The organism is Agrobacterium sp. ST15.13.013 (assembly GCF_027956525.1).
GTDB lineage: Bacteria > Pseudomonadota > Alphaproteobacteria > Rhizobiales > Rhizobiaceae > Agrobacterium > Agrobacterium salinitolerans.
The window spans coordinates 96,891-120,247 of sequence record NZ_JAQKGP010000006.1; the positions used below are offsets into that span (position 1 = coordinate 96,891).

Consider the following 23,357-nt stretch of genomic DNA (forward strand, 5'->3'; position numbering starts at 1 on the left):
GGTCGTGACGATGAAGGTGAAGCTTTGGTCGCCCGATGTCGCATGGGAGAAGCGGCCGAACGGCGAGATCATGATCTGGCGGAACGATCCGCTTGGCCCCTACCCGCGCAAACTCAATGAGCGCCTCATTCACTGGGCGATGATAACGCCTGATCGCACCTGGATGGCGGATCGACAGGGGCGTGAGCCGTGGCGCGAGGTCAGCTATGCGCAGGCCCTCGACAAGGTTCGCCGTATCGCCCAGTTCCTGCTCGACAAGGATCTCTCGGTCGAAAAGCCGCTTCTGGTGCTTTCGGAAAACTCCATCGAGCATGCGCTGATGGTGCTTGCGGCCCAGCATGTCGGCATTGCCTCGGCGGCGATCACCCCGGCCTACGCAACCTCGTCCGATCTCGGCAAGCTTCACGATATCCGCAGGCAGATCACACCCGGAATGGTTTTTGCCGAGGATGCGGCACCGTTCCACCGCGCGCTGCAAGAGGTGTTCGATGACGGCACGCCGCTCGTCGGCCTCAGCAATCTGCCGGAAGATCGTCCCAACACATTTCGGTTCGACGCGTTGCTCGAGACCGTACCCACGCAGACGGTGGATCAGGCCTTCGATTCGGTCGGCCCGGATACCGTCGCCAAATTCCTTTTCACATCAGGCACCACCGGTTCGCCCAAAGCCGTCATCCAGACACAGCGGATGCTGTGCTCCAATCAGGAGATGATTGCCGACTGTTATGCCTATTTTCGCGATGAGCCGCCCGTGGTCGTTGACTGGGCGCCGTGGAACCATACGGCGGCCGGCAACAAGGTTTTCAACCTCGTCATCTATAATGGCGGCACCTATTACATCGACCGCGGCAAGCCGAGCCCTGCCCTGATCGGCCAGACCATCGATAATCTGCGCGACGTTTCTCCTACCTGGTATTTCAACGTTCCCGCTGGCCACGAGATGCTGGTTCAGGCGATGCGTAAGGACGAGGCGCTGTGCCGCACCTTCTTTCGTGACCTGAAATTGCTGATGTATGCCGGCGCCGGCATGGCCCAGCACACCTGGGATGCGCTGATCGAGCTTTCGGTTGCGACGGTCGGCCATGCGGTTCCGATGGGTGCCGGCCTCGGCTCGACGGAAACCGCCCCCTTCTCGCTGTTCTGCACCGAACCGCAGGATAAACCCGGCAATATCGGCATCCCGGCGCAGGGCGTGACAATGAAGCTCGTGCCGGTCGATGATCGATATGAGCTGAGGCTGAAAGGCCCCAATATCACGCCGGGTTACTGGCGTAACGCCGAACTGACGGCAGCCGCTTTTGATAAGGAGGGCTTCTACCGCATCGGCGATACCGTGAAGTTCGCAGTTCCTGACGATCCGCGCCGGGGGTTTTATTTCGATGGCCGCATGGCCGAGAATTTCAAGCTACAGACAGGCACCTGGGTTGCGGTCGGGCCTTTGCGTGCTCAATTCGTCAACATGTTTTCGGGCCTCATCCGTGACGCCGTCATAACCGGCGAAAACCGCTCTGAACTGGGGGCGCTCGTCGTTCCCTTCATGCCGGCCTTGCGCGAGCTTGTTCCGGGCTCGCATCAGCTGTCCGATGCAGAGATCATCCAGCATCCCAATGTCAGGGTCCAGATTGCCGCAAGGCTTTCCGCTCACCAGAAACAGGCAAGCGGTTCGGCAAGTCGCATCATGCGCCTTCTGGTCATCGAAGACCCGCTTCGCTTCGAAAAGGGTGAGGTGACCGACAAGGGGTCGATCAACCAGCGCGCCGTGCTTCTGCATCGCAGGGATTTGGTCGACGCACTCTACGGCGATACGCCCCAGGTCATCACGGTCAGCAAAGAGGTGGCAGCATGAACATCGAAGGCGCAGGCGCTCTTGTGACAGGCGCGGCATCGGGCCTTGGCGCGGCAGTGGCCAGAATGCTCGCGGCGCGTGGGGCTGCGGTCACCATCTTTGACCGTAACGGCGAAGCCGGCCAGAAACTGGCGACGGAAATCGGCGCTACGGCCGTTCAGGGCGATGTGGCAAGCGATGCCGATGCGCAGCTCGCGATCAACGCGGCAGCCTCCGCCAAGGGCGGGCTTCGCATTCTCGTCAATTGTGCGGGGGTGGGCACGGCCGGCCGCATTCTCGGGCGCGAAGGCCCTCAGACGCTTGGTGATTTCGAAAAGGTTATCCGCGTCAACCTGATCGGTACGTTCAATATGATGCGGCTTGCCGCCGCCCGTATGGCGCAGACCGAGCCGATGGACGGCGCAGACAACGGCGTGATCGTCAATACCGCCTCGGTTGCCGCCTTCGAAGGTCAGGTGGGACAGGCAGCCTATGCGGCATCGAAAGGCGGCATCGTTTCACTGGCCTTGCCCGCGGCGCGTGAACTTGCCCGCTTCCGCATTCGGGTCAACACCGTCGCGCCGGGCATTTTTATGACGCCCCTGCTTCAGGGTTTGCCACAGGAAGTTCAGGAAAGCCTTGCGAGCCAGATACCCCATCCGTCCCGGCTCGGCGATCCCGCCGAATTCGCCGACGCGGTCCGGTTTCTTATCGAAAACGATTACATGAACGGCGAAGTCATCCGTCTGGATGGCGCGATCCGCATGCAGCCGCGGTGATGCGATGAGTTTTTCAACGCAGGCGACAAGCACATTAGAGCTTCTGAAAGCAACGCCGGGCTGGCGTCGTATCCAGTCGATTCGCGGCGATTGTGACGATGCTCTCGTAGAGGCCGTTCTCGATGAAGCGGCGCGCTTTGCTGAAACCGTTCTTGCGCCGCTGAACACAGCGGCTGATCGTCAGGGCTGTACTGTCGTCGATGGCCGCGTTCTTGTTCCCGACGGTTTCGGTGATGCTTTCAGCCAGCATGCAGGCAATGGCTGGCTCGCCATGGACGTGCCGGAACGCTTCGGTGGCCAGGGCCTGCCGATTTCGATCCAGACCGCCTGTGCACCGCTTTTCGAACGCGGCTGTGTGGCGTTGATGATGGCCTCCGGGTCTACCCGTGCGGCCTGCCATTTGATCGCCGAGGTGGCGGATTATGCCGTTGCGAAGGAATGGGTTCCGTATCTTGCACGCGGCAAATGGGCGGCGACCATCTGCATCTCCGAGCCGGATGCCGGTTCTGATCTCTCGCGGCTGCGCAGCCGCGCTGCCTTGAGAGACGGTGCGTGGCGCATCACCGGTTCGAAAATCTGGATATCTTTCGGCGATCACGACATGTCGACCCGTATCTGCCACTGTCTGCTTGCCCGTACAGGTGAGGAAACCGGGACACGCGGCCTCAGCCTGTTTCTTGTGCCCGATGAAATCGACGGGCAACGTAACGGCATCAGCGTTGACCGCATCGAGGAAAAGATGGGCCTGCACGGCTCGCCCACCTGCGCCCTGCGCTTTGAAGCTGCGCGCGGCATTTTACTCGGCGAGGAGGGACGCGGTCTTGCCCAGCTGTTTGCAATGATCGAGTTGATGCGCCTGCAAACGGGATGTCAGGGGCTGGGGCTCGCCTCCGCCGCCATCGACATTGCGGAAACCTACGCGCAGGAGCGTCACCAGGGTGGCGATCCGGCAAAACCGGCCATCCCGATCGCACACCATCCCGATGTTCGCCGCCAGCTCGAAGAAGCACGGCTGCGCACGGAAACCCTGCGTGCTGCAACGCTCGAACTTGCCACCGTCATGGACCTCGCGTGCCTTGAGCCGGACGAGAATTTGCGCGACGATTTGCAGGCGCTGTCGCGCTGGCTCTTGCCGCTCGTCAAGAATTTCGGCGCGGATGCCGGCTTCACAGTCTCCAATCAGGCCATACAGATCTTGGGCGGGGCGGGTTACACGCGGGAATGGCCACTGGAGCAATATCTGCGCGATGCGCGCGTGATGACCATTTACGAAGGCACCACCGGCATGCAGGCCATCGACCTTCTGACCCGTCGGCTGTGGCGAGAAGGCGGAAAAGGCCTCGACGTTTTTCTGAAACGCGCCCGCGAGGATCTCGCCAATTGTTCGGCTGCAACAGCAAGAGCCGCGGAGGCAACGCTTAACGCGTTCGAGGCCGAGAGCCAGCGCATGGCCGCACTCGTGGATCAGCCTGAGGCGGGCCTCTGGCAGGCCAACGCCTATCTGAACGCCGCATGGGACGCTTTCGCCGCCTGGCTGGCTGTTCGGGTGGAGGCCGTTTCAGCGCTGCAGCAACCGACGGCGGGAGAAGCGGCCTGATCTCGACGATATATTGAAATGCATTTTCCGGGCGTTCGTGAACGTCCGCTCATTGGGAGGAGAGACAATGAAAAAGCGTATAATGACATGGATGGCAACGGCTGTTGCCCTGACGATGACGGCAGGCTCGGCTTTCGCCGATATCACCATTGGTGTGACCATACCCACGACCGGACCGGGCGCTGCGCTGGGTATACCGCTCAAACAGTCGATCGAATTGTGGCCGTCCGAAATCGACGGTGAAAAGCTGAAGGTCATCCTGCTCGACGATGCCGGTGATCCCTCGGTTGCAACCACCAATGCGCGTCGCTTTGCCAGTGACGACAAGGTGGATGTCATCGTCGGTTCTGCCCTCACGCCGGCCGCGATTGCTGTCGCAGGCGTGGCGAATGAGACGGAAGTGCCGCATTTCGCGCTCTCGCCAATTCCGCCAACGGCCGCGAAAAAATGGAACTTCGTCATGCCGCAGTTCTCCACCGTCCTGGTGAAGAGCATGTTCGCCCGCATGCAGAAGGACGGTATCAAACGTGTCGCCTTTATTGGTTTTGCCGATTCCTACGGCCAGCAGTGGGTCGATGCGCTGAAGACCACGGGTAAGGACTATGGTCTCGAACTGGTTGCGGAGGAGCGTTATGCCCGCGCCGACACCTCTGTTTCCGGCCAGGTACTGAAGTCGCTTGCCGCACGTCCGGATGCCGTCTTCATCGGCGCATCGGGCACGGGTGCCGCCCTGCCCCAGATCGGCGTGCGCGAACGCGGCTTCAAGGGCAAGATTTACGTCGTTTCGGGTGCAGTCACCTTCGATTTCCTGCGGATCGCCGGCAAGGCTGTTGAGAACACCGTGTTTTCCTCTGGCCCGGTCATGGTCGCGGAAGATCAACCGGATAGCTCGCCCACCAAGGAACAGGGCCTTGCCTATCTCAAGGCTCTCGAGGCCAAGTTCGGCGCAAACGCCCGAACCCAGTTCGGCTCGCATGTCTGGGATGTGATGGTGATTCTGAAGAAGGCCGTTCCGGTTGCGCTCAAGAAGGCAAAGCCCGGCACGCCCGAATTCCGCATGGCACTGCGCGATGCCATCGAAACAAACGGGCCGTATAACGCCACGCACGGTGTCTACGAATTCACGGCCGACGATCATTATGGCCTCGACCAGCGGGGCGTCGTGCTGCTGACGGCGAAAGACGGAAAGTTCGTACTGCTGCCCGACGATAAATAATCCGCGAGACTGGAAACACCGTCGGGGAGCCTGTCTCCCCGGCCTACCCCACGAGGGAAAACGCCGCGTGCCGTGGCGAAACCGGCCCCGGATCGCCTGCACTTGAACTATTCGTCACGCCTTACCGAGAGCCAAACCAAAGGGTGCATTTTGGACGCGACTATTGCCACATTCCTGATCCAGGACGGCGTCACCAATGGCGCGATCTACGCGCTGCTGGGGCTCGCTATCGTTCTGGTCTTCGCCGTCACCCGGGTGATCTTCATTCCGCAAGGTGAGTTTGTCGCCCATGGCGCGCTGACGCTGGCGCTGCTCGATGCCGGGCGCGTGCCTGGCACGCTGAAGCTGCTGTTGTGCATGGGCGCTGTGGCCCTCGTTCTCGACCTTTGGGGAATGCGGCGGGGCATGCGCCTTTCGCCGCTGCTGCGCGCGATGGCCATCAACGTTGCGCTCCCGGGTCTGATCTATGGGCTGGTCGCCATTCTGGCACCCATGCAGCTGCCATCGTTCCTGCGCGCCCTCATCACCATCGCCATCATCGCCCCGATGGGATATTACGTCTATCGTATCGCCTACCGACCGCTTGCCGACGCCTCCGTGCTTGTGCTTCTCATCGCTTCCGTTGGCGTGCATCTGGCGCTGATGGGCCTCGGGCTTGCCTTTTTCGGCCCGGAGGGGCTGCGTGCAGCGCCATTGAGCGATGCTGGTTTCACGCTTGGACCGATGCTCGTCAGCGCGCAAAGCATCTTCATCTATCTCGCGACGATCCTCGTGATGGTCGGCCTCTACTTCTTCTTCGAAAAGACGTTGCTTGGCAAGGCCCTGAAAGCAACGGCCATCAACCGGCTCGGCGCGCGACTTGTCGGTGTTCGAACGGAACTGACCGGTGTCACCGCCTTTGTGCTTGCCGCCGCAATCGCGGCCATATCAGGCGTGCTGATCGGTCCAATCACCACCATCTTCTACGACACGGGCTTCCTGATCGGCCTCAAGGGCTTCGTTGCTGCCATTCTCGGCGGCATGGCGAGCTTTCCCGTTACTGCCATTGCCGCGATCGGTGTCGGGCTGATTGAGGCCTTCGCGTCCTTCTTCGCCAGCGATTTCAAGGAAATCATCGTGTTCGGTCTCATCGTGCCGGTGCTGATCTGGCTTTCCTTCGGCGCCAGCCACCATGAGGAAGAGTGATATGACCCTCGGCAGACACCTCTATCCCGCCATTGCCGCGCTTCTTCTCGTCGCCGCCTTCCCGCTGCTGCCGGTTCCACCATTCTGGGTGACGCTCGCCAACAATATCGGGCTTGCATCTCTGGTCGCCATCGGGCTCGTGCTGTTGACCGGCGTTGGTGGCATGACCTCCTTCGGTCAGGCGGCCTTTTGCGGTTTCGGCGCCTATACGACGGCGGTTCTGACCACGGCCTACGGCTTTTCACCCTGGCTCACGCTACCGCTGTCTCTCGTTGTCGGCGTCATCGTGGCCCTGCCGCTAGGGCTGATGACAGTCAGGCTTTCCGGACACTACCTGCCGCTCGGCACCATCGCCTGGGGGCTTGCGATCTATTACCTTTTCGGTCGCATCGAGCTCCTCGGCCGGTATGACGGGATCTCCGGCATTCCACCACTCTCGGTCGGCAACGAACCGCTGATGAGCAGCAGCTCGATCTATTACGTGATCTGGATATTCGTCGTTGCCGTGGCGATAGGCGCGCAGAACCTGCTCGACAGCCGTGTCGGGCGCGGCATTCGCGCCCTGCGTGGCGGCTCGCAGGCAGCGGAGGCGTTCGGCGTGAATATCGAGCGGGCCAAACTGACCGTCTTCGTCTTCGCAGCCGTTGTAGCAGCGCTGTCCGGCTGGCTTTACGCCCATATGCAGCGGTCGATAAACCCGACGCCTTTCGGGCTCGACATGGGCATCACCTATATGCTGATGGCCGTCGTCGGTGGTTCGGGCCGGGTTGTGGGCGCCATCTTCGGCGCAGCCGTGGTGCTGGTGTTGAAAGAGGTGCTGCAACGGGTCCTGCCCGGCCTTGTCGGCACCTCGGTGAATGTAGAAATGATCGTGTTCGGCGTGCTGCTCGTCCTGATCCTGCAGCTCTCCCGAGACGGTCTTTGGCCACTTCTGGAAAAATACCTGCCTGCCCGGCCGCCGCGCGCCATCCGCCGCGACGGCGCCAGTCTTGAAACGCGGGACATGCCTGCGCCCGGCAGTCCGCTGGTCGGGGTCGATCGGGTGCGCAAGACATTTGGCGGACTGACGGCGGTCAACGATGTCAGCTTCGATATCAAGGCCGGGCAGATCGTCGGCCTGATCGGCCCGAACGGCGCCGGCAAGAGCACGACTTTCAATCTCATCACCGGCATCCTCGGCCTTTCCGGCGGCAACGTCACCTATCAGGGACAGAAGCTCTCAGGCCTCAATCCCCGGCTGATCGCCAAACGCGGCATCGCCAGAACCTTTCAGCACGCCAAGGTCCTTCCAACCATGTCGGTGCTCGAAAATGTCGCTCTCGGCGCGCATCTGCGTGGCAATGCCGGCGTTTTCCAGAGCTTCTTCCGGCTGGAGCGAAAACAGGAGCAGGCGCTGCTTGCCGAAGCCGCCCATCAGCTCGATCGCGTCGGTCTCGGTGCTCATCGCGACCGTCCCGCCGGCGACCTCGCTCTCGGGCAGATCCGAATTCTGGAAATTGCCCGCGCGCTCTGCCTCAACCCGACGCTTCTGCTGCTCGACGAACCGGCGGCCGGTCTGCGCCACGGCGAAAAGCAGGAGCTCGCCACGTTGCTGAAAAAACTGCGGGCCGAGGGCGTGAGCGTGCTGCTCGTCGAGCATGACATGGGTTTCGTCATGGGGCTGGTCGATCACATCGTCGTCCTCGATTTCGGCACCCTGATCGCCGAAGGCAAGCCGGCTGAAATCAGGCAACATCCAGCCGTGATCGCGGCTTATCTTGGGGGTGCAGCGTGAGCGGACATCTACTCGACATCAAAGACATCCACGTTGCCTATGGCCGGGCGGAGGTGGTGCATGGCATCTCGCTTTCCATGACATCCGGCAGCATCGTCACGGTCATCGGAGCAAACGGGGCAGGCAAGACCACGCTGCTCAACGCCATCATGGGCGTCGTGCCTTCGCGCGGGACCATTCTTTACGACGGCGCGCCAGTGCCCGATACCATCGAGGCCCGGGTTGCCGCTGGCCTTTGCCTTGTGCCGGAAAGGCGCGAATTGTTCGGGTCGATGACGGTCGAGGATAATATCGAGCTCGGCGGATTCCTGCGCTCACGCCAGGAGCGCAACTCAACCCGTGAGGAAATACACGCACTCTTTCCACGCCTTCGCGAGCGCAGCAAGCAGCTTGCCGGAACGCTTTCCGGCGGCGAAAGGCAGATGCTGGCGCTCGCCCGGGCACTAATGAGCCAGCCGAGGCTTTTGCTGCTGGATGAGCCTAGTCTCGGGCTTGCGCCGTTGATCGTCGCCGAAATCCTGCGCATCGTTGCCGAACTGCGTCGTAGCGGTGTCTCCATCCTGCTGGTCGAACAGAACGCCCGCGCCGCGCTTGAAATCGCCGACGAGGCCTACCTCGTCGAACTCGGCGAGGTCCGCCGCTCAGGCCCGGCCGCCGAACTCGCCGTCGATCCGGCACTGATGGCGAGCTATCTCGGACCGGGCGAACACGCCCTCTAAGAAAATCCTCGTAACGGATATGAGCGATTTGCCGTCTTAGACGGACGGATCGTCGTACCGGATGCCTGAAACACAGAGCTGCCTTCAATTGCCCACTTCAGACAGCAGTTCCTCCGATTGTAAAAATAGTCACCAACCCTACCGGCTCTCGGCAGTTCACGCGTTCGAATATCAAATCACGATCTGAGATGCACCCTTCACGAAATTTTAGGGGATTGCGGAACACATATGGAACATATAGTGTTCGTTCTGTATTTGTTTCGCGACTTCAACGACGATTCTCAAGGGTGTTTTCCTCATGCTCACGCGCAAACAGCAGGAATTGCTTCTCTTCATTCATGAAAGAATGAAAGAGTCCGGCGTACCGCCCTCCTTCGATGAAATGAAGGACGCACTCGATCTTGCTTCCAAATCCGGCATCCACCGGCTGATTACCGCACTCGAAGAGCGCGGGTTTATTCGCCGGCTACCCAACAGGGCGCGAGCGCTGGAAGTGATAAAATTACCTGAGGCCTATACGCCGGGCGCAAGGCCGCAGCGTGGTTTCTCACCGAGCGTCATCGAAGGCAGCCTGGGCAAGCCGAAGACGCCGGAGCCGGCCGCGACCCCCAAGGCGCCTGCCAATGATCTCGGCGGTGCCGTCACCGTGCCGGTCATGGGCCGCATCGCCGCCGGTGTGCCGATTTCCGCCATCCAGAACAACACCCATGATGTGGCCGTACCTGTGGACATGCTGGGTTCGGGCGAACATTACGCTCTGGAGGTCAAGGGTGATTCTATGATCGAGGCCGGCATTTTTGATGGCGATACCGTCATCATCCGCAACGGCAATACGGCCAATCCCGGTGATATCATCGTCGCGCTGGTGGATGATGAAGAAGCGACCCTGAAGCGTTTCCGCCGCAAGGGAGCCTCCATCGCGCTGGAAGCTGCAAACCCGGCCTATGAGACCCGAATTTTCGGGCCTGATCGGGTGAAGATACAGGGCAAGCTGGTTGGGTTGATCCGCAGATATCATTGATGCCGCCGCCGGTTTGGATAAGCCGAAACGGTTGAACGGCGGCATATCTGGCCTGCAAGATGAAGGGCGCGTCATTTCGTTGAATTGATGCGCCTTTTCTTTTTTAAATGGCAAACGCGCTCGTCGTTGCGAAAATGCGGTTGTGCACGACGGCCCATCCATCAATTGGCGTTATGGGAGCCATGGATTCTTTGCGATATTCCAAGACCATTCGCAGATATAGAAATGCGCATCCTATCGGGGGAAAAACGCCATGTACGATCTTTATATTGCCAACAAGAACTATTCCTCATGGTCGCTGCGGCCCTGGGTTTTGATGCGCACGCTCGGCATCGCCTTTGATGAAAAACTCGTTCCCTTTGGCGAAGGTGTTGCCTTCTCCAGCTTTTCGCCGACGGGCAAGGTGCCGTGCCTTGTTGATGAGGGCGTGACGGTTTGGGAATCGCTGTCGATTGCCGAATATCTGGCCGAGAGACATCAGGGTGTCTGGGCAAGTGACAAGCAGGCACGGGCCTGGTCACGCTCGGCGGCAAGTGAAATGCATGCGGGCTTCTCTTCGCTGCGCAATCTCTATCCCATGTCGGTCGGTATCCGCGTAAAACCGAAGGGCGGCGATGCCGGGCTTGCGGCCGACATAAAACGCATTGATGCGCTGTGGAGCGAAGGCCTCGCAAAATTCGGCGGACCGTTTCTCGCCGGTCAAAAATTCACGGCGGTCGATGCCTTCTTCTGCCCGGTGGCGTTCCGTTTCCAGACCTATGGCGCCGATCTTTCGCCAGCGGCGAAGGCCTATTGTGACAGGCTGCTTGCCCTGCCCGCCATGCGCGAATGGTATGAAGCCGGACTGAAGGAAATCTGGCGCGATCTGCCGCATGAAGAAGAGATCGGCAGCATTGGCGAATTGACCGCGGATTTGCGCGCCACGGCCTGACAAATCATGCTGGCAGCACTCACTGCGATCCCGTCAGCAACCGGGTGACGGCTTCAGGCACCTCATGGTCAAAGCGCCCGCTCTTCCAGTCGTAGAAGCGATGTTCGCTCCACGGCCTGTCGGTGCTGGCGGTTGCCGCGCGCATCCGCCCCACCACCCCCGCCTGTTCGCTGCCGGCGAAATTTATCTCTACCGAGCCGATGCGTCTTAATGTGTCGCGATTGAGCAGCAGGGCGCCCGAGCGGCATTGCGCAAACGAGGTTCTGCGGGAGACGATGACAATATCGGCAATGTCACAGGCTTTTCCTGCAAACCGGCCGTCTTCCAGAACTATGATAAATTCGCCGCTTCTTGCACGCGCCACACACCAGATGCCTGTTCTGCAGGTGAAGACACCGGGTGCGGCATCTCTCAGCGTCGTTATCATCTCCCGCGCCACGGCCTTCATGTCCTCCGGCGCCAGCTTGGATTTGGTGGTGAGAGCAACGGTTGTTGTCGGAGCCCCCATCTTGAGAAGGACCGGTGGGAGCGGTTTGTCAGGCAACAGCAGCGCCCTCTGCCATTGCTCATAGATGAAGCCCTGCGGCCGCGTTTTTGTGGTGTAGACCCTGCCCTCGTCCAGAAGCGCCACCAGCTTGCCTTCCTCATGGACAAGCAGATCAGGCAGACCGCGTTGGGCGACGGCTCCAGAGAGGCCGAAGGCCAATATCAGAGGTGGCAAACCGAGTAGCGCCAAACGGGTGCGCAGCAATGTCAGCAGCAGAAAACCCACAGAGGCAATGCCGATGAAAGCGCCATGCGGTCTCCCGGTCGCCGCGCTGCCACCCCAGGACGCCACCTCGTCCGCAACCTCGATAACGAGCGCCATGCCGTAACCCATGACCTTCAGGAATGGCGCATCGAACCCGAAGGGCATCAACAGCATGGCGATGAGGCCGAAGGGCATGACGATCAGCGACATCAGCGGCATGGCTGCCAGATTGGCGAAAAGTCCATAGGTGGTGACACGTTGGAAATGCTCGGCGGAATAGATCGCCGTCGAGAGCCCGCCGATCAGCGATGTAGTGACGACACCGCCGATGACGGCGCCTGCCGTTCCCGCCACCGTCATCCACGCCGGTTTGCGCCCGATGAACAGACGCTCCCGGTCGGTGCGCCATCGGCTCCAGGCGGCATAGGCCGCAACGAGCGCGATCGTTGCGGCGAAGGACATCTGGAAGCTCGGCCCCATGATTTCCGAAGGAGACAGCGCGAGGATGACAAGAGCGGACAGCGCAACATTTCTGAGGCTGAGCGACGGCTGATCGAAGAGAACAGCGATCAGCATCACCGACATCATCAGCCAGGCGCGTTCGGCAGAGACGGCAAAACCTGATATCAGGTAATAGGCGAGCGTCATCAGCAGTGCCGCAAAAGCGGATATCTTCTTCACCGGCCAGCGCTGGGCAAAGGCCGGAAACAGGCTGAAGGCGAGCCGCAATCCCACGAAGAATATGCCTGACGCCAGCGCCATGTTGAGCCCGGATATGGCAACGATATGGGCGAGGCCGGAAAGCCGCAGGGCTTCCATTGTTTCCGCCGATATGGCCTGTCTCTCATCGGTGACGATGGAGGCGGCAAAAGCGCCGGCGTCACCGCCGATGGTGGTGCGGATGCGCTCGGCAATGGCGGTGCGCAGGCCGTAAAGCCGCATATCGGCCCGTTCCAGCCAATCATCCTTTGCGTCGATATCAGGGGCAGTGATCGTCTGCGGCGGCTTATAGAAAAAGCCAGTCGCGCCTATGCCCCTGAAATAGGAGGCGAAAGCGAAATCGTTGAGACCGGGCAAAGCCGGACCGGATGGCGGCGAAAGCCGCGCCTTGCCGCGAATGGTCGCACCGAGTGCCACCGGCTTTCCGCCGCCGCGGGCCAGCAGCGAAACCATTCCAGGCAGGCGTGACAACGCCGGCGCTTCTGTCGCAGCCAGCTGCACCACATAACGCCAATCGCCGCGGGCATCGACCTCTCGGCGCATCACCGTGCCGGTAATAGTGGTGGTAACGGGCGTATCCAGCACCACCGTCCCTGCCCTCCGCGTTTCAAATTCGGCGAAAAGCATGCCCAGCAACAGCAGTGCGACGAGGCTGCACGCCGTGGCCACCAGAGTCGCGTGATATCGGGTGGCGAATGCCAGGCCGGCGGCGAGGAAAAATAGAACAACAAGAAGCGGCAATGAGGGTGCTGCATCAAGGGAAAACCAGAGGATCGCCCCACAGCCGATGAAGACCGGCACGAAAAGAAAATCATGGCCGAATGCGCGTTCTTCGGCGAGGCAGTTGGTGATTTTCCGGATAATGGCCGTTTGCGGTTTCGGCCTGCTGACTAGGGCCGGCAGACCATACGTCGCGATCTCGCCGGTCCGGCGCTGCGGAGACAGCATCTCCGTCGTGCGGGGCAATCCGCCCTGCATCGTTTCGGCATATCCGAAATGCTGTTTTTCCCCTTGATCAAGCAATCTGCGCCGCGCCCCTGCCGCACCGGAAACAGGTTTGCAGGTGGACGCGCGGGATTGCAATGCTTTCCTTTAACCCTGCGTTGACCGAGATTGAGTTGCCATGATCGATAAAGCGAAAAGCAACGCAATTGCGTTTGCCGCAATGCACAATTTGACCTTTGGATAGCTTGGCATCTGCGCAAGGATCATATAGCTAATCGGTAGACGCTTAACCGCGGGGTGTGTCTCAACGCCCCCACCCGCATGTTTTCGGAGGATCAGTATGACGGAAAAAAGCGCTACAGTGACACTTGGCGAAAAGCAGGTGGAACTCCCGGTCAGGGAAGGCACGATTGGACCAAGCGTCGTCGATATCGCCACGCTCTACAAGCACACGGGCTCCTTCACCTACGACCCGGGTTTCACGTCGACGGCCTCCTGCGAATCCAAGATCACCTATATCGACGGTGACGAGGGCGTTCTCCTGCATCGTGGTTTCCCCATCGAGCAGCTCGCCGAACAGGGCGACTTCCTGGAAACCTGCTATCTGCTGCTCTACGGTGAGCTGCCAACGGCTGCGCAGAAGAAGGATTTCGACACTCGCGTCACGCGCCACACCATGGTGCATGAGCAGATGAGCCGCTTCTTCACCGGCTATCGTCGCGATGCGCATCCGATGGCCGTCATGTGCGGCACGGTCGGCGCTCTCTCGGCCTTCTACCACGACTCGACCGACATCACCGATCCGCACCAGCGCATGGTCGCTTCGCTGCGCATGATCGCGAAGATGCCGACGATCGCCGCCATGGCCTACAAGTACCATATCGGCCAGCCCTTCGTTTATCCGAAGAACGATCTGGATTACGCCTCCAACTTCCTGCACATGTGCTTTGCCGTGCCTTGCGAGGACTACAAGGTGGATCCGGTTCTGGCCCGCGCCATGGATCGCATCTTCATCCTGCATGCCGATCACGAGCAGAACGCCTCCACCTCCACGGTGCGTCTTGCCGGTTCGTCGGGTGCAAATCCGTTCGCCTGTATCGCGGCTGGTATCGCCTGCCTCTGGGGCCCGGCTCACGGCGGCGCCAACGAAGCGGCGCTCAACATGCTCAACGAAATCGGCACGGTTGACCGTATTCCGGAATATATCGCCCGCGCCAAGGACAAGAACGATCCGTTCCGCCTGATGGGCTTTGGCCACCGCGTCTACAAGAACTACGACCCGCGCGCCAAGATCATGCAGAAGACGATGTACGAAGTGCTGGAAGCCACCGGCAATTCCGACGATCCGATCATGCAGGTCGCGCTGGAACTGGAAAAGATCGCCCTCTCCGACCCGTATTTCGTCGAAAAGAAGCTGTACCCGAATGTCGACTTCTATTCGGGCATCACGCTGAAGGCGCTGGGCTTCCCCACGACCATGTTTACCGTTCTTTTCGCTCTTGCCCGCACCGTCGGCTGGATCGCACAGTGGAACGAGATGATCGAAGATCCGCAGCAGCGCATCGGCCGTCCGCGCCAGCTCTATACGGGCGCCGGCAAGCGCGACTACGTCCCGGTTTCCAAGCGCTAAGCCGCGAAACCCTGTAAGATCAAAGGCCGGCAGGTTTTCACCCGCCGGCCTTTTTGTTGAGCGTCTGAACGATTCTCATTGGCGCGCGGCAACGCCCAGGAACTGCTTGAGTTCGGGTGTCGCGGGATTGGAGAATACCTCTTCCGGCGGGCCGATTTCATGCACCCTGCCCTCATGCATGAAAACGACGCGGGAGCAGACGTCGCGCGCAAACTTCATCTCATGCGTCACCATCAGCAGCGTCATGCCTTCGCCGGCCAGTTCACGCACCACCGCCAGCACCTCCGAGACCAGCTCCGGATCGAGCGCCGAGGTGATCTCGTCGCAAAGAAGCGCAATGGGCTGCATCGCGAGTGCCCGGGCAATGGCTACGCGCTGCTGCTGACCGCCTGATAGTTCATCGGGATAGGCATCGAATTTATGAGCCAGACCCACCCGTTCCAGCATCTTGCGGGCAACGGCTTCCGCTTCCGGTTTGGGTGTCTTCTTCACTACGGTCTGCGACAGCATGACGTTGCCGCCAACGGTCTGGTGCGGAAAGAGATTGAACTGCTGGAAGATCATGCCGACCTTCAGCCGCAGGGCTTTCAGATGCAGATCATCATCGAGAAGCTGCGCGCCGGCGACCGATATGGAACCGGCAGAAATCGTCTCCAGCCCGTTGATGCAGCGAAGCAGCGTCGATTTTCCCGATCCGCTCTTGCCGATGATGGCGATGACCTCACCGGGCTCCACATCGAGATTGATGCCCTTCAGAACCTCGTTGCTGCCATAGCTTTTACGGACTTCAGTGATTTCGATGAGCGACATTGAGCTTCCTTTCGAGGATCTGGCTGCTCTTCGACAGAGGCCAGCACAGCGCGAAATAGATGAGGGCGACGAGGCCATAAACGGTGAAGGGCTGGAAGGTGGCGTTGGTGACGACCGTGCCGGCCTTGGACAGTTCTACGAAGCCGATGATTGAGGTCACCGCCGTTCCCTTGATGACCTGCACGAAGAAACCAACGGTTGGCGGAATGGCGACCCGCATGGCCTGCGGCAGGATGACGTAGCGCATCTGTTGCAGGCGTCCCATGGCAAGGCTTGCCGACGCTTCCCATTGGCCTTTCGCAACGGATTCGACGCATCCACGCCAGATTTCGGTGAGAAAGGCGGCCGCCCAGAGGATCAGCGTCAAGCCCGCCGCCAACCAGGCCGGCACATCGATGCCGACCAGGCCGAGGCCGAAAAAGGCGATGAAAAGCTGCATCAAAAGCGGCGTTCCCTGGAAAAGCTCGACATAATAGCGTGCGAAAGCCCGCATCGATTTTTTGCGGGAAATGCGCATGAACAGCAGAAGCAGCGCCACCAGACCACCGCCGGCAAAGGAGACGAGCGACAGCAGAACGGTCCAGCGCGTGGCGAGCAGCAGGTTTCTGAGAATATCCCAGGTGGAGAATTCAATCATCGGACACTCCTGCGGGGAAAGATGAGGTTGCCGCCCATGACAAGCACCTGCCTCAACAGAATGGCCAGCACGAGATAAATGACGGTGGAGACCATGTAGGCTTCAAAGGCGCGGAAGGTGCGCGACTGAATGAAGTTGGCCGCAAAAGTCAGGTCCTCGGCGGCGATCTGCGACACGACCGACGAGCCGAGCATGACGATTACCACCTGCGAAGATAGCGCTGGCCAGATGCGTTGCAGTGAGGGCACCAGCACCACATGCCGGAAGGTTTCGAAACGGGTCATGGCAAGGCTTGCCCCGGCCTCGAACTGGCCCTTGGGCGTCGCCTGAATGCCGGCACGGATGATCTCGCAGCTATAGGCTCCGAGATTGACCACCATGGCGATATTGGCCGCGCTCAATTCCGACAGTTGCAGGCCAAGCGACGGCAGGCCGAAGAAGATAAAAAACAATTGTATGAGAAATGGCGTATTGCGAATGAGCTCTACATAGGTCGCAACCGGCGGCCTCAGCCATTTGGGGCCAAGCGCGCGTACCCAGGCGCAGAATATGCCGAGCGCGATGCCAAGAACGCCGCCGACGGCGATCAATTCCAGCGTGATGGCAATGCCCTTGGCGATCTGCGGGTAATAATCGAGAAGCCACCCAAAATCGAATGTGTATTTCACCCGATATTTCCTTTCGGGGAGGACAAACCATGCGCCGGGCCGCGATCAGGCACGGCCGGCGCCTGGATTTGCCAGGTTGGTCAGAGATCCTTCGGAAGATCGGTTTTCAGCCATTTCTGCGCGATCGTGTTCAGCGAACCATCGGTCTTTGCAGTCGCAATGATGGCGTTGACCTTTTCCAGAAGCGCCGGCTGTTCCTTGTTCAGGCCGATATAGCAGGGGGAATTCTTGATCAGGAATTTCAGCTCGGGACGCTTCGGCGGGTTCTTCGCCAGAATGGCAGCGGCCACGACATTGCCCGTGGCCACGGCTTCCACCTGGCCGGCAAGGAAGGCGGAAATCGTGCCGTTATTGTCCTCGTAGCGCTTGATGGTGGTGTCGGCCGGAGCAACCTTGGTCAGTTCCAGATCCTCGACCGCGCCACGGGTAACGCCGATGGTCTTGCCGGCTAAATCTTCCGCCTTGGTGACGGCAAGCGAGTCTGGGGCAAAGACGCCATTATAAAAAGGCGCATAGGCGGTCGAGAAGTCGATGACCTTTTCACGGTCCGGGTTCTTGCCGAGGCTCGAGATGACGAGATCGACCTTGTTGGTCTGAAGATAGGGAACGCGGTTGGCACTTGTCACCGGCACGAGTTCAACCTTCACGCCGAGCTTCTCGCCGATCAGATTGGCGACATCAATATCGTAACCCTGCGGCGCCATATCCGTGCCGACGCTGCCGAAGGGCGGGAAATCCTGCGGAACCGCAACGCGGATCGTGCCCCGGGACGTGATATCACCGAGCGCATCGGCAAAGGCTGCCGGCGAAAAACCGAGTGTTGCGGAAATTGCGGCGACGGCAAGCAATGAACGTCTGGAAAACATTGGGAATTACTCCTTGAGGCTTGAGGAAAGGGGCTGCATTGAAAGGGAATTGCGAAGCTCGTAGAGCGGGTCCGGCCTGCGGGTGAGATCGAGACCCGTTTCAACTTCGTCGAGATGGCGGATGGCGAGTTCGGCGGCGCCATGAAAATCGGCCGCCTTGATCGCTTCGAAGATACGGCAATGTCCGTCATGCGATTGCTGCGCATGGAAATCGGACTGGTAGAGCATGGAGATGAGGATGGTTCTGGCGGTCAGGTCGCGCAGCGTTTCGACGATGATATCGTTTCCGGCGATTTCGGCGATACGGATGTGAAAATCACCCATCAGGCAGGTCAGGCGCTGGCGATCGCCTTTGGCAATCGCCGCCTTCTCCTCATCGAGATGATTGGCGAGGATTGCGATGCCTTGCGCGCTGACGCCGGAAAGATTGCGCAACAGTCCGTATTCTATGATTCGCCGCGCCTCATAGACCTTGATGGATTCTTCGGCAGAAGGCTCCACCACGAACCAGCCGCGGCGCGGACTGACGGTGACGATGCCACGCGTTTCCAGCCGCATCATCGCCTCGCGGATGCGCGTGCGTGACACGCCGAAAAGGCTGGCGAGCTGGTTCTCGCTGAGGCGGGTGCCCGGGCGGATGCGCGCGGAAAGAATGCCTGAGATGATGGCGTCTTCTACCGCGCTCTGGGCGCTTTCGGATGTATGGCTATCTTGCATACAAGATTGAAAGCAAGAGGTGTGCCAGATGGAAATTTATGGGCCGGGAGACCTCCGGTGGTCAGCCGTTTGCCGTCCTAACGATCAAATGCAGTAAAATCGCCCCTCTTCTGCCTGCATCGGCGGCAGGACATCAGCCGGTGGAGCGAGAGGGCTATGATTATTGTGAGGGACGAGTTTTGCTTTTCAGGACATCCAGAAGAATGCGCGCGCCGGTTTCCCCCGGCGGCACATCCGTGTGCAAGCGTTGCTGTACAAGTGCATAACCTTCGAGCATCGCCTGCCGCTCGGTGGTGTCGGAAGACAGACGCTCTGCCCAGCGCAGCATCGAACCTGCCCTTACCACCTCGTTGAAATATTCCGGCACGACGGCGTAATCGGCAATCAGGTTCGGCAGCGCGCCTGTCCACGTCTTGACACGCTTGCTCAGCATGGTGAAAATCCAATCGGTCTTGTAGACCGAGATGGTCGGCACGCCCGCGAGCGCGAGTTCCAGAATGACCGTGCCGGAAGCGGCTATGGCCGCATCGGCTTCAGCAAACGCATTCCATTTGAAGGCGGAATCGATACCGATTTCGGGCCTGATATCCTCTGGCCACGACGCTGCCAGTTCGCGAATGCGTTTTTCCTGACGCGGTACAGTGGGCAACAGGAACCGCGTCGGACCGTTGCGCTCGACAAAAGCTCTCGCCGCCGCCTGAAACGGCTCCATCAGCCGCGTCGTTTCAGTGGAACGAGACCCTGGCAGGAGAAGAATGGCCTTCGGTTCGCCATCCGCCGGCAGCGAGCGTTCCGCCCGCTTCTGTCGCACTGACAGCACATCGGGGTCGACGCTCAGTCGATGACCGACAAAACTTGTCGGCGGGCCGCCGAGACGGCGCATGGCTTCCGGCTCGAAGGGCAGAAGAGCCAGCACATGATCGACATAAGAGAGCATCGCGGTGGCGCGATATTCCTTCCAGGCCCAGACACTGGGGCAGACGTAATTGACGACCGGCAGATGCGGCAATTGTTTGCGGACTTTTTTCGCAACGCGATGGGTGAAATCCGGGCTGTCGATGATCAGCAGAATATCGGGCTTTGCGGCAGCGATTGCCTGAGCGGTCTGGTTGATCCGCGCAATGAGCTTCGGCAGTTTTTTCAGAACCTGCGTGAAGCCCATGATGGAGAGCTCGGAATAGTCGAACAGGGAAACCAGTCCCTGCGCTTCCAGCGTTTCGCCGCCCACACCCACCAGCTCGACAGGCCCCGCATATTGGGCCTTGAGCGAGCGAATCAGATCCGCGCCTAAAAGATCGCCGGATACCTCCCCGGCTATGACCGCCACTTTTAATGCCGCCGTCATCCGATCAGGCCTCCCCCATCATATCTCCGCCAAGTGACGTATCGATGCCGCAGACGAATATGCCCGCCTCATCGGCCGCTTTCAACATCGCCTCGCGATCGAGTACCAGCGCCCGCCCGGCTTCGACGGCGATACCTGCCAGCCCGGCCTTTCGCGCATTCTCAATCGTTTCCACACCGATTGTCGGCAGGTCAGCGCGCACATCCTGCTGCGGCTTGCACAGCTTTACGAGCACGCCCTTGCGGCGCGGGGATATCCGTCCCTCCGCACGCAATGCCGCGACGCGCGCCAGCATGGCATCCGTTCCCTCAACGCCTTCCAGCGCGACGATACGGCCACCGACGGCGACCGCGCCCTGCCCCACATCGAGCTTGCCAAGCGCGAGCGCAGCCTCAGCCGCCTTGCGTATATCTCGCAGATCATCCTCGGCAGGTTTTTGCGTACCGAAAGGGCCTATCGCGGCCAGCAGGCCGGGTGCGATTTCGTGGGCACCGATGACTTTTGCGCCAAGCGTGCCGATGATCTTGATAACCATCTGAAGAACGGCGTCGTCGCCGCTCGACAGCAGCGTCCTGACAATCGAAGGCAGTTTGAGCAGGATGCCGACTGTGGGTCGAATCTCCCGCCATTCCGGACGCCGCGCCACGGCGCCGGATAGCACGACACGGTCTACCCGGTTTTCACGCAGCAGACGGCCTAGCCCGGCGACATCGCCGACACTGATCACGGCATTGTCGAAACCGCTCCAGTCCAAACGGGAATCATCGCGCAGGCGCACGATGAAAGGGTTCTCGCCCATCTCACGGGCGGCGGCCGCCACATATAGCGGCAGCTGGCCGCTGCCGGCCACAATGGCGAGACGCCCGCCGCCTGTCACGGCTCACTTGCCCCGGTTGGGTGAGGATATTGCGCGGTCGCTATCCGCACCGATGAAATCGATGACTTCAAGCGCCTGCGGGCAATCCAGATAGTCGTTACGGTCAATGGCTGCGGCATTGCCGCGGATCGTGCCTTCGGCCTCGAAAATCGCCTTGTAGACGCGTCTGACTTTGTGGATATCGGCGCGCTCAATGCCGGCGCGGGTCATGCCGACGACGTTCAGACCGCCAAGGATGCCGGGATTGCCATTCAGCATGCCATAAGGAATGACATCGTAATTGACCGCCGACAGCCCACCGATGAAGGCCTGGCGGCCGATGCGCGTGAACTGGTGCACGGCGCAGCCGCCGCCCAGAATCGCGCGGTCCTCAATGGTGACATGGCCCGCCAGCATCACATTGTTCGACAAGATGATATGGCTGCCGAGGCGGCAATCATGCGCCACATGCGAATTGGCGAGGAAAAGATTATCGTCGCCGATAACGGTCTTGCCGCTGCCATCGGAACTGCCGGCGTTCATCGTCACGCCTTCACGCATGATGCAGCGCTCACCGATCTCGAGCGTCGTTTCCGAACCGTCGTGGCGAACCGCCTGCGGCGCGCCGCCGATGACCGCCATGGGATGGACAACCGAGCCACGGCCGATCACGGTCAGGCCGGAAACAACGGCGTGATTGTGCAGCTGGACATCTTCATGCAGCGTGACTTTTGCACCGACATAGCTCAGCGCACCGATGACGACGTTTTCACCGATCACCGCACCGTCTTCGATCACGGCGCTCGGATGAATTCTGGCCGAGGCGGCAATCGTGCTCATTGCTGATCCTCGGGGATCATCATGGCGCCGACATCAGCCTCCGCCACCAGCGCGCCGTCCACCTTCGCTTCGCAATGGAATTTGAAGACATTGCCGCGCTGGCGCTGCTTGACGACGTGAATTTCCAGACGATCACCGGGGACCACGGGTTTGCGGAAACGCGCATTGTCGATTGTCATGAAATAGACTAGGTGACCGCCCTCACCCTGGCTGCGAGCACAGATCGCACCCGCCGTCTGGGCCATGGCCTCAACGATCAGAACGCCGGGCATGATCGGCCGGTCCGGGAAATGACCGGTGAAATGCGGTTCGTTGACAGTGACGTTCTTGATGCCGATCGCCGAATTGTTACCATCGATCTCAATGATCTTGTCGATCAGCAGGAACGGGTAACGATGCGGCAGAAGCTTCATGACTTCCAGAATGTCAGCCGCGCCGAGCGCCGTCTTCGTTTCTTCAGTCATTTTTTTTTCTCTCCTGTTTTTTTATCACGCCCTTCAGCGCGCGCCAGAATTTCGGCCATGTCGCGCAGGAAATATTTCATCGGACGCGCAGGCGTGCCGCCATAACGGGCGCCTGCCGGCACGTCCGCCACAACACCGCTCATCGCCGCAATCTGTACGCCGTCGCCAATGTTGATATGGCCATTGATTCCGGCCGCACCGCCAATCATCACACCGTCGCCTATGCGGGTGCTGCCCGCGATGCCAACCTTGCTGACGATGCCGCAATGGCGGCCGATGCGCACGTTGTGGCCGATCTGGACCTGATTGTCGATCTTGGTGCCTTCGCCGATGACCGTGTCATCCATGGTGCCGCGATCAATCGTGGTGTTGGCGCCAATCTCGACATTGTCCTGAATGATGACCCGGCCGATCTGCACGATCTTCAGCATGCCGCGCGGACCGGGCGCATAACCGAAACCATCCTGACCGATGCGCGCGCCGTTATGGATAATCACATTATTACCGATGAGGGCCGCAAGAACGCTTGCGCCGCCGGCAATGGTGCAATCGCGCCCGATCTGCACATCCTGCCCGATGATGACCCCAGGACCGATGCGCGTACCCGCGCCAATATGGGCGCCAGCTCCAATCACGGCGAGCGACTCGACGATGACGCCCGCCTCCAGCTTCGCGGATGGATCGACATGCGCAGCATGGGAAATTTCAGCGTCCATACGCGCAATCGGACCAGGACGCATGGCGGAAGGATGCAGCAAGGCACCAACCTGCGCAAACAGCGTGTGCGGGTTTTTCGATATCAGCGCAGGGGTGTGAGACGGAAGCATATCCACAAGTGCGGCGTCACAAATGACGGCGCCAGCGTCGCAGGTCTGCAGCTCGTCGCGGTTCTTGCGCGAAAGAATATAGCAGAGCTGATCGGGTTTTGCCCGGTAGACCGGCGCGACGGAGCGAATGATCCGCTCTCCCGCTACGTCATCAGACAGTTCCGCCCCAAGACGGTCTGCGATATCTTTCAATCGCAGTCCCTCGTGGGGCGGAAAAAAGGCGTTGTATTCCAT

21 protein-coding genes are annotated in these 23,357 nt (G+C 60.2%); 10 read left to right on the forward strand and 11 right to left on the reverse strand.

Features of this window, described 5'->3' with window-relative positions:
* The first annotated feature begins 10 nt into the window (after positions 1–10).
* The 9 genes from PL597_RS08425 to PL597_RS08465 all read left to right on the forward strand — a co-directional run bounded on the left by PL597_RS08425 (position 11) and on the right by PL597_RS08465 (position 11,047).
* Positions 11–1,846, forward strand: a complete 1,836-nt coding sequence (locus PL597_RS08425; protein WP_271364953.1) for a feruloyl-CoA synthase — start codon at positions 11–13, stop codon at positions 1,844–1,846.
* A complete protein-coding gene (locus PL597_RS08430; RefSeq protein ID WP_142912176.1) occupies positions 1,843–2,604 on the forward strand; it encodes an SDR family oxidoreductase in 762 nt (253 codons plus the stop codon). The genes PL597_RS08425 and PL597_RS08430 overlap by 4 nt, the downstream gene beginning before the upstream one ends.
* A gap of 4 nt (positions 2,605–2,608) precedes the next feature.
* A complete protein-coding gene (locus PL597_RS08435) occupies positions 2,609–4,201 on the forward strand; it encodes an acyl-CoA dehydrogenase family protein (RefSeq protein WP_271364954.1) in 1,593 nt (530 codons plus the stop codon).
* Between the two features lie 67 nt (positions 4,202–4,268).
* The gene (locus PL597_RS08440; RefSeq protein WP_077982360.1) at positions 4,269–5,417 is read left to right on the forward strand and encodes an ABC transporter substrate-binding protein; all 1,149 of its coding nucleotides are present in this window, start codon (positions 4,269–4,271) and stop codon (positions 5,415–5,417) included.
* Between the two features lie 150 nt (positions 5,418–5,567).
* Positions 5,568–6,602 carry a branched-chain amino acid ABC transporter permease gene (locus PL597_RS08445; protein ID WP_137410249.1) on the forward strand — a complete coding sequence of 345 codons (1,035 nt, stop codon included), beginning with the start codon at positions 5,568–5,570 and terminating at the stop codon, positions 6,600–6,602.
* 1 nt (position 6,603) lies between these two features.
* Positions 6,604–8,376 (forward strand): branched-chain amino acid ABC transporter ATP-binding protein/permease, encoded by a 1,773-nt coding sequence (locus tag PL597_RS08450; protein ID WP_271364955.1) that lies wholly within the window; start codon positions 6,604–6,606, stop codon positions 8,374–8,376.
* The gene (locus PL597_RS08455) at positions 8,373–9,095 is read left to right on the forward strand and encodes an ABC transporter ATP-binding protein (RefSeq protein WP_271364956.1); all 723 of its coding nucleotides are present in this window, start codon (positions 8,373–8,375) and stop codon (positions 9,093–9,095) included. Before PL597_RS08450 ends, PL597_RS08455 begins: the two co-directional genes overlap by 4 nt.
* Positions 9,096–9,393: 298 nt before the next feature.
* Entirely contained in the window at positions 9,394–10,116 is a 723-nt protein-coding gene (gene lexA, locus PL597_RS08460; protein WP_173989016.1) for a transcriptional repressor LexA, read from the forward strand.
* Positions 10,117–10,369: 253 nt separating this feature from the next.
* Positions 10,370–11,047, forward strand: coding sequence for a glutathione S-transferase family protein (locus PL597_RS08465; RefSeq protein ID WP_271364957.1), 678 nt, complete (start codon positions 10,370–10,372; stop codon positions 11,045–11,047).
* A 19-nt stretch (positions 11,048–11,066) separates the two neighbouring features.
* Here PL597_RS08465 and PL597_RS08470 read toward each other — a convergent pair whose 3' ends face one another.
* Positions 11,067–13,496, reverse strand: coding sequence for a ComEC/Rec2 family competence protein (locus tag PL597_RS08470; RefSeq protein WP_271364991.1), 2,430 nt, complete (start codon positions 13,494–13,496; stop codon positions 11,067–11,069).
* Between the two features lie 307 nt (positions 13,497–13,803).
* Between PL597_RS08470 and gltA the strand changes: the two genes are divergently transcribed.
* On the forward strand, positions 13,804–15,093 hold the full coding sequence (gene gltA / locus PL597_RS08475; RefSeq protein ID WP_003502585.1) for a citrate synthase: 1,290 nt from the start codon (positions 13,804–13,806) through the stop codon (positions 15,091–15,093).
* Positions 15,094–15,168: 75 nt separating this feature from the next.
* Here gltA and PL597_RS08480 read toward each other — a convergent pair whose 3' ends face one another.
* The 10 genes from PL597_RS08480 to lpxD form a co-directional block, all read right to left on the reverse strand.
* Entirely contained in the window at positions 15,169–15,903 is a 735-nt protein-coding gene (locus PL597_RS08480; RefSeq protein WP_142912171.1) for an amino acid ABC transporter ATP-binding protein, read from the reverse strand.
* Entirely contained in the window at positions 15,881–16,540 is a 660-nt protein-coding gene (locus PL597_RS08485) for an amino acid ABC transporter permease (protein WP_142912170.1), read from the reverse strand. Before PL597_RS08485 ends, PL597_RS08480 begins: the two co-directional genes overlap by 23 nt.
* A complete protein-coding gene (locus tag PL597_RS08490; protein WP_077982368.1) occupies positions 16,537–17,208 on the reverse strand; it encodes an amino acid ABC transporter permease in 672 nt (223 codons plus the stop codon). Before PL597_RS08490 ends, PL597_RS08485 begins: the two co-directional genes overlap by 4 nt.
* Positions 17,209–17,288: 80 nt before the next feature.
* Positions 17,289–18,074: a transporter substrate-binding domain-containing protein gene (locus PL597_RS08495; RefSeq protein WP_271364958.1), complete on the reverse strand. Its 786-nt coding sequence runs from the start codon at positions 18,072–18,074 to the stop codon at positions 17,289–17,291.
* A 6-nt stretch (positions 18,075–18,080) separates the two neighbouring features.
* A complete protein-coding gene (locus PL597_RS08500) occupies positions 18,081–18,791 on the reverse strand; it encodes a GntR family transcriptional regulator (RefSeq protein ID WP_077982370.1) in 711 nt (236 codons plus the stop codon).
* A gap of 160 nt (positions 18,792–18,951) precedes the next feature.
* On the reverse strand, positions 18,952–20,136 hold the full coding sequence (lpxB, locus tag PL597_RS08505; protein ID WP_077982371.1) for a lipid-A-disaccharide synthase: 1,185 nt from the start codon (positions 20,134–20,136) through the stop codon (positions 18,952–18,954).
* Positions 20,137–20,140: 4 nt separating this feature from the next.
* Positions 20,141–21,013, reverse strand: coding sequence for an LpxI family protein (locus PL597_RS08510; protein ID WP_271364959.1), 873 nt, complete (start codon positions 21,011–21,013; stop codon positions 20,141–20,143).
* A gap of 3 nt (positions 21,014–21,016) precedes the next feature.
* A complete protein-coding gene (gene lpxA / locus PL597_RS08515; RefSeq protein ID WP_173989006.1) occupies positions 21,017–21,832 on the reverse strand; it encodes an acyl-ACP--UDP-N-acetylglucosamine O-acyltransferase in 816 nt (271 codons plus the stop codon).
* Positions 21,829–22,296 carry a 3-hydroxyacyl-ACP dehydratase FabZ gene (fabZ, locus tag PL597_RS08520; RefSeq protein ID WP_065653924.1) on the reverse strand — a complete coding sequence of 156 codons (468 nt, stop codon included), beginning with the start codon at positions 22,294–22,296 and terminating at the stop codon, positions 21,829–21,831. Before fabZ ends, lpxA begins: the two co-directional genes overlap by 4 nt.
* A complete protein-coding gene (lpxD, locus tag PL597_RS08525) occupies positions 22,293–23,357 on the reverse strand; it encodes a UDP-3-O-(3-hydroxymyristoyl)glucosamine N-acyltransferase (protein WP_271364960.1) in 1,065 nt (354 codons plus the stop codon). The genes fabZ and lpxD overlap by 4 nt, the downstream gene beginning before the upstream one ends.

What these genes read in the sequence shown, in the direction of transcription:
- fabZ (WP_065653924.1), bottom strand. Translation starts at nt 22,296, where the DNA reads ATGACTGAAGAAACGAAGACGGCGCTCGGCGCGGCTGACATTCTGGAA.
- lexA (WP_173989016.1), top strand. Translation starts at nt 9,394, where the DNA reads ATGCTCACGCGCAAACAGCAGGAATTGCTTCTCTTCATTCATGAAAGA.
- PL597_RS08425 (WP_271364953.1), top strand. Translation starts at nt 11, where the DNA reads ATGAAGGTGAAGCTTTGGTCGCCCGATGTCGCATGGGAGAAGCGGCCG.
- PL597_RS08500 (WP_077982370.1), bottom strand. Translation starts at nt 18,791, where the DNA reads ATGCAAGATAGCCATACATCCGAAAGCGCCCAGAGCGCGGTAGAAGAC.
- PL597_RS08450 (WP_271364955.1), top strand. Translation starts at nt 6,604, where the DNA reads ATGACCCTCGGCAGACACCTCTATCCCGCCATTGCCGCGCTTCTTCTC.
- PL597_RS08485 (WP_142912170.1), bottom strand. Translation starts at nt 16,540, where the DNA reads ATGATTGAATTCTCCACCTGGGATATTCTCAGAAACCTGCTGCTCGCC.
- PL597_RS08480 (WP_142912171.1), bottom strand. Translation starts at nt 15,903, where the DNA reads ATGTCGCTCATCGAAATCACTGAAGTCCGTAAAAGCTATGGCAGCAAC.
- PL597_RS08495 (WP_271364958.1), bottom strand. Translation starts at nt 18,074, where the DNA reads ATGTTTTCCAGACGTTCATTGCTTGCCGTCGCCGCAATTTCCGCAACA.
- PL597_RS08465 (WP_271364957.1), top strand. Translation starts at nt 10,370, where the DNA reads ATGTACGATCTTTATATTGCCAACAAGAACTATTCCTCATGGTCGCTG.
- lpxD (WP_271364960.1), bottom strand. Translation starts at nt 23,357, where the DNA reads ATGGAATACAACGCCTTTTTTCCGCCCCACGAGGGACTGCGATTGAAA.
- PL597_RS08440 (WP_077982360.1), top strand. Translation starts at nt 4,269, where the DNA reads ATGAAAAAGCGTATAATGACATGGATGGCAACGGCTGTTGCCCTGACG.
- gltA (WP_003502585.1), top strand. Translation starts at nt 13,804, where the DNA reads ATGACGGAAAAAAGCGCTACAGTGACACTTGGCGAAAAGCAGGTGGAA.
- PL597_RS08435 (WP_271364954.1), top strand. Translation starts at nt 2,609, where the DNA reads ATGAGTTTTTCAACGCAGGCGACAAGCACATTAGAGCTTCTGAAAGCA.
- PL597_RS08430 (WP_142912176.1), top strand. Translation starts at nt 1,843, where the DNA reads ATGAACATCGAAGGCGCAGGCGCTCTTGTGACAGGCGCGGCATCGGGC.
- PL597_RS08470 (WP_271364991.1), bottom strand. Translation starts at nt 13,496, where the DNA reads ATGCAGGGCGGATTGCCCCGCACGACGGAGATGCTGTCTCCGCAGCGC.
- lpxA (WP_173989006.1), bottom strand. Translation starts at nt 21,832, where the DNA reads ATGAGCACGATTGCCGCCTCGGCCAGAATTCATCCGAGCGCCGTGATC.
- lpxB (WP_077982371.1), bottom strand. Translation starts at nt 20,136, where the DNA reads ATGACGGCGGCATTAAAAGTGGCGGTCATAGCCGGGGAGGTATCCGGC.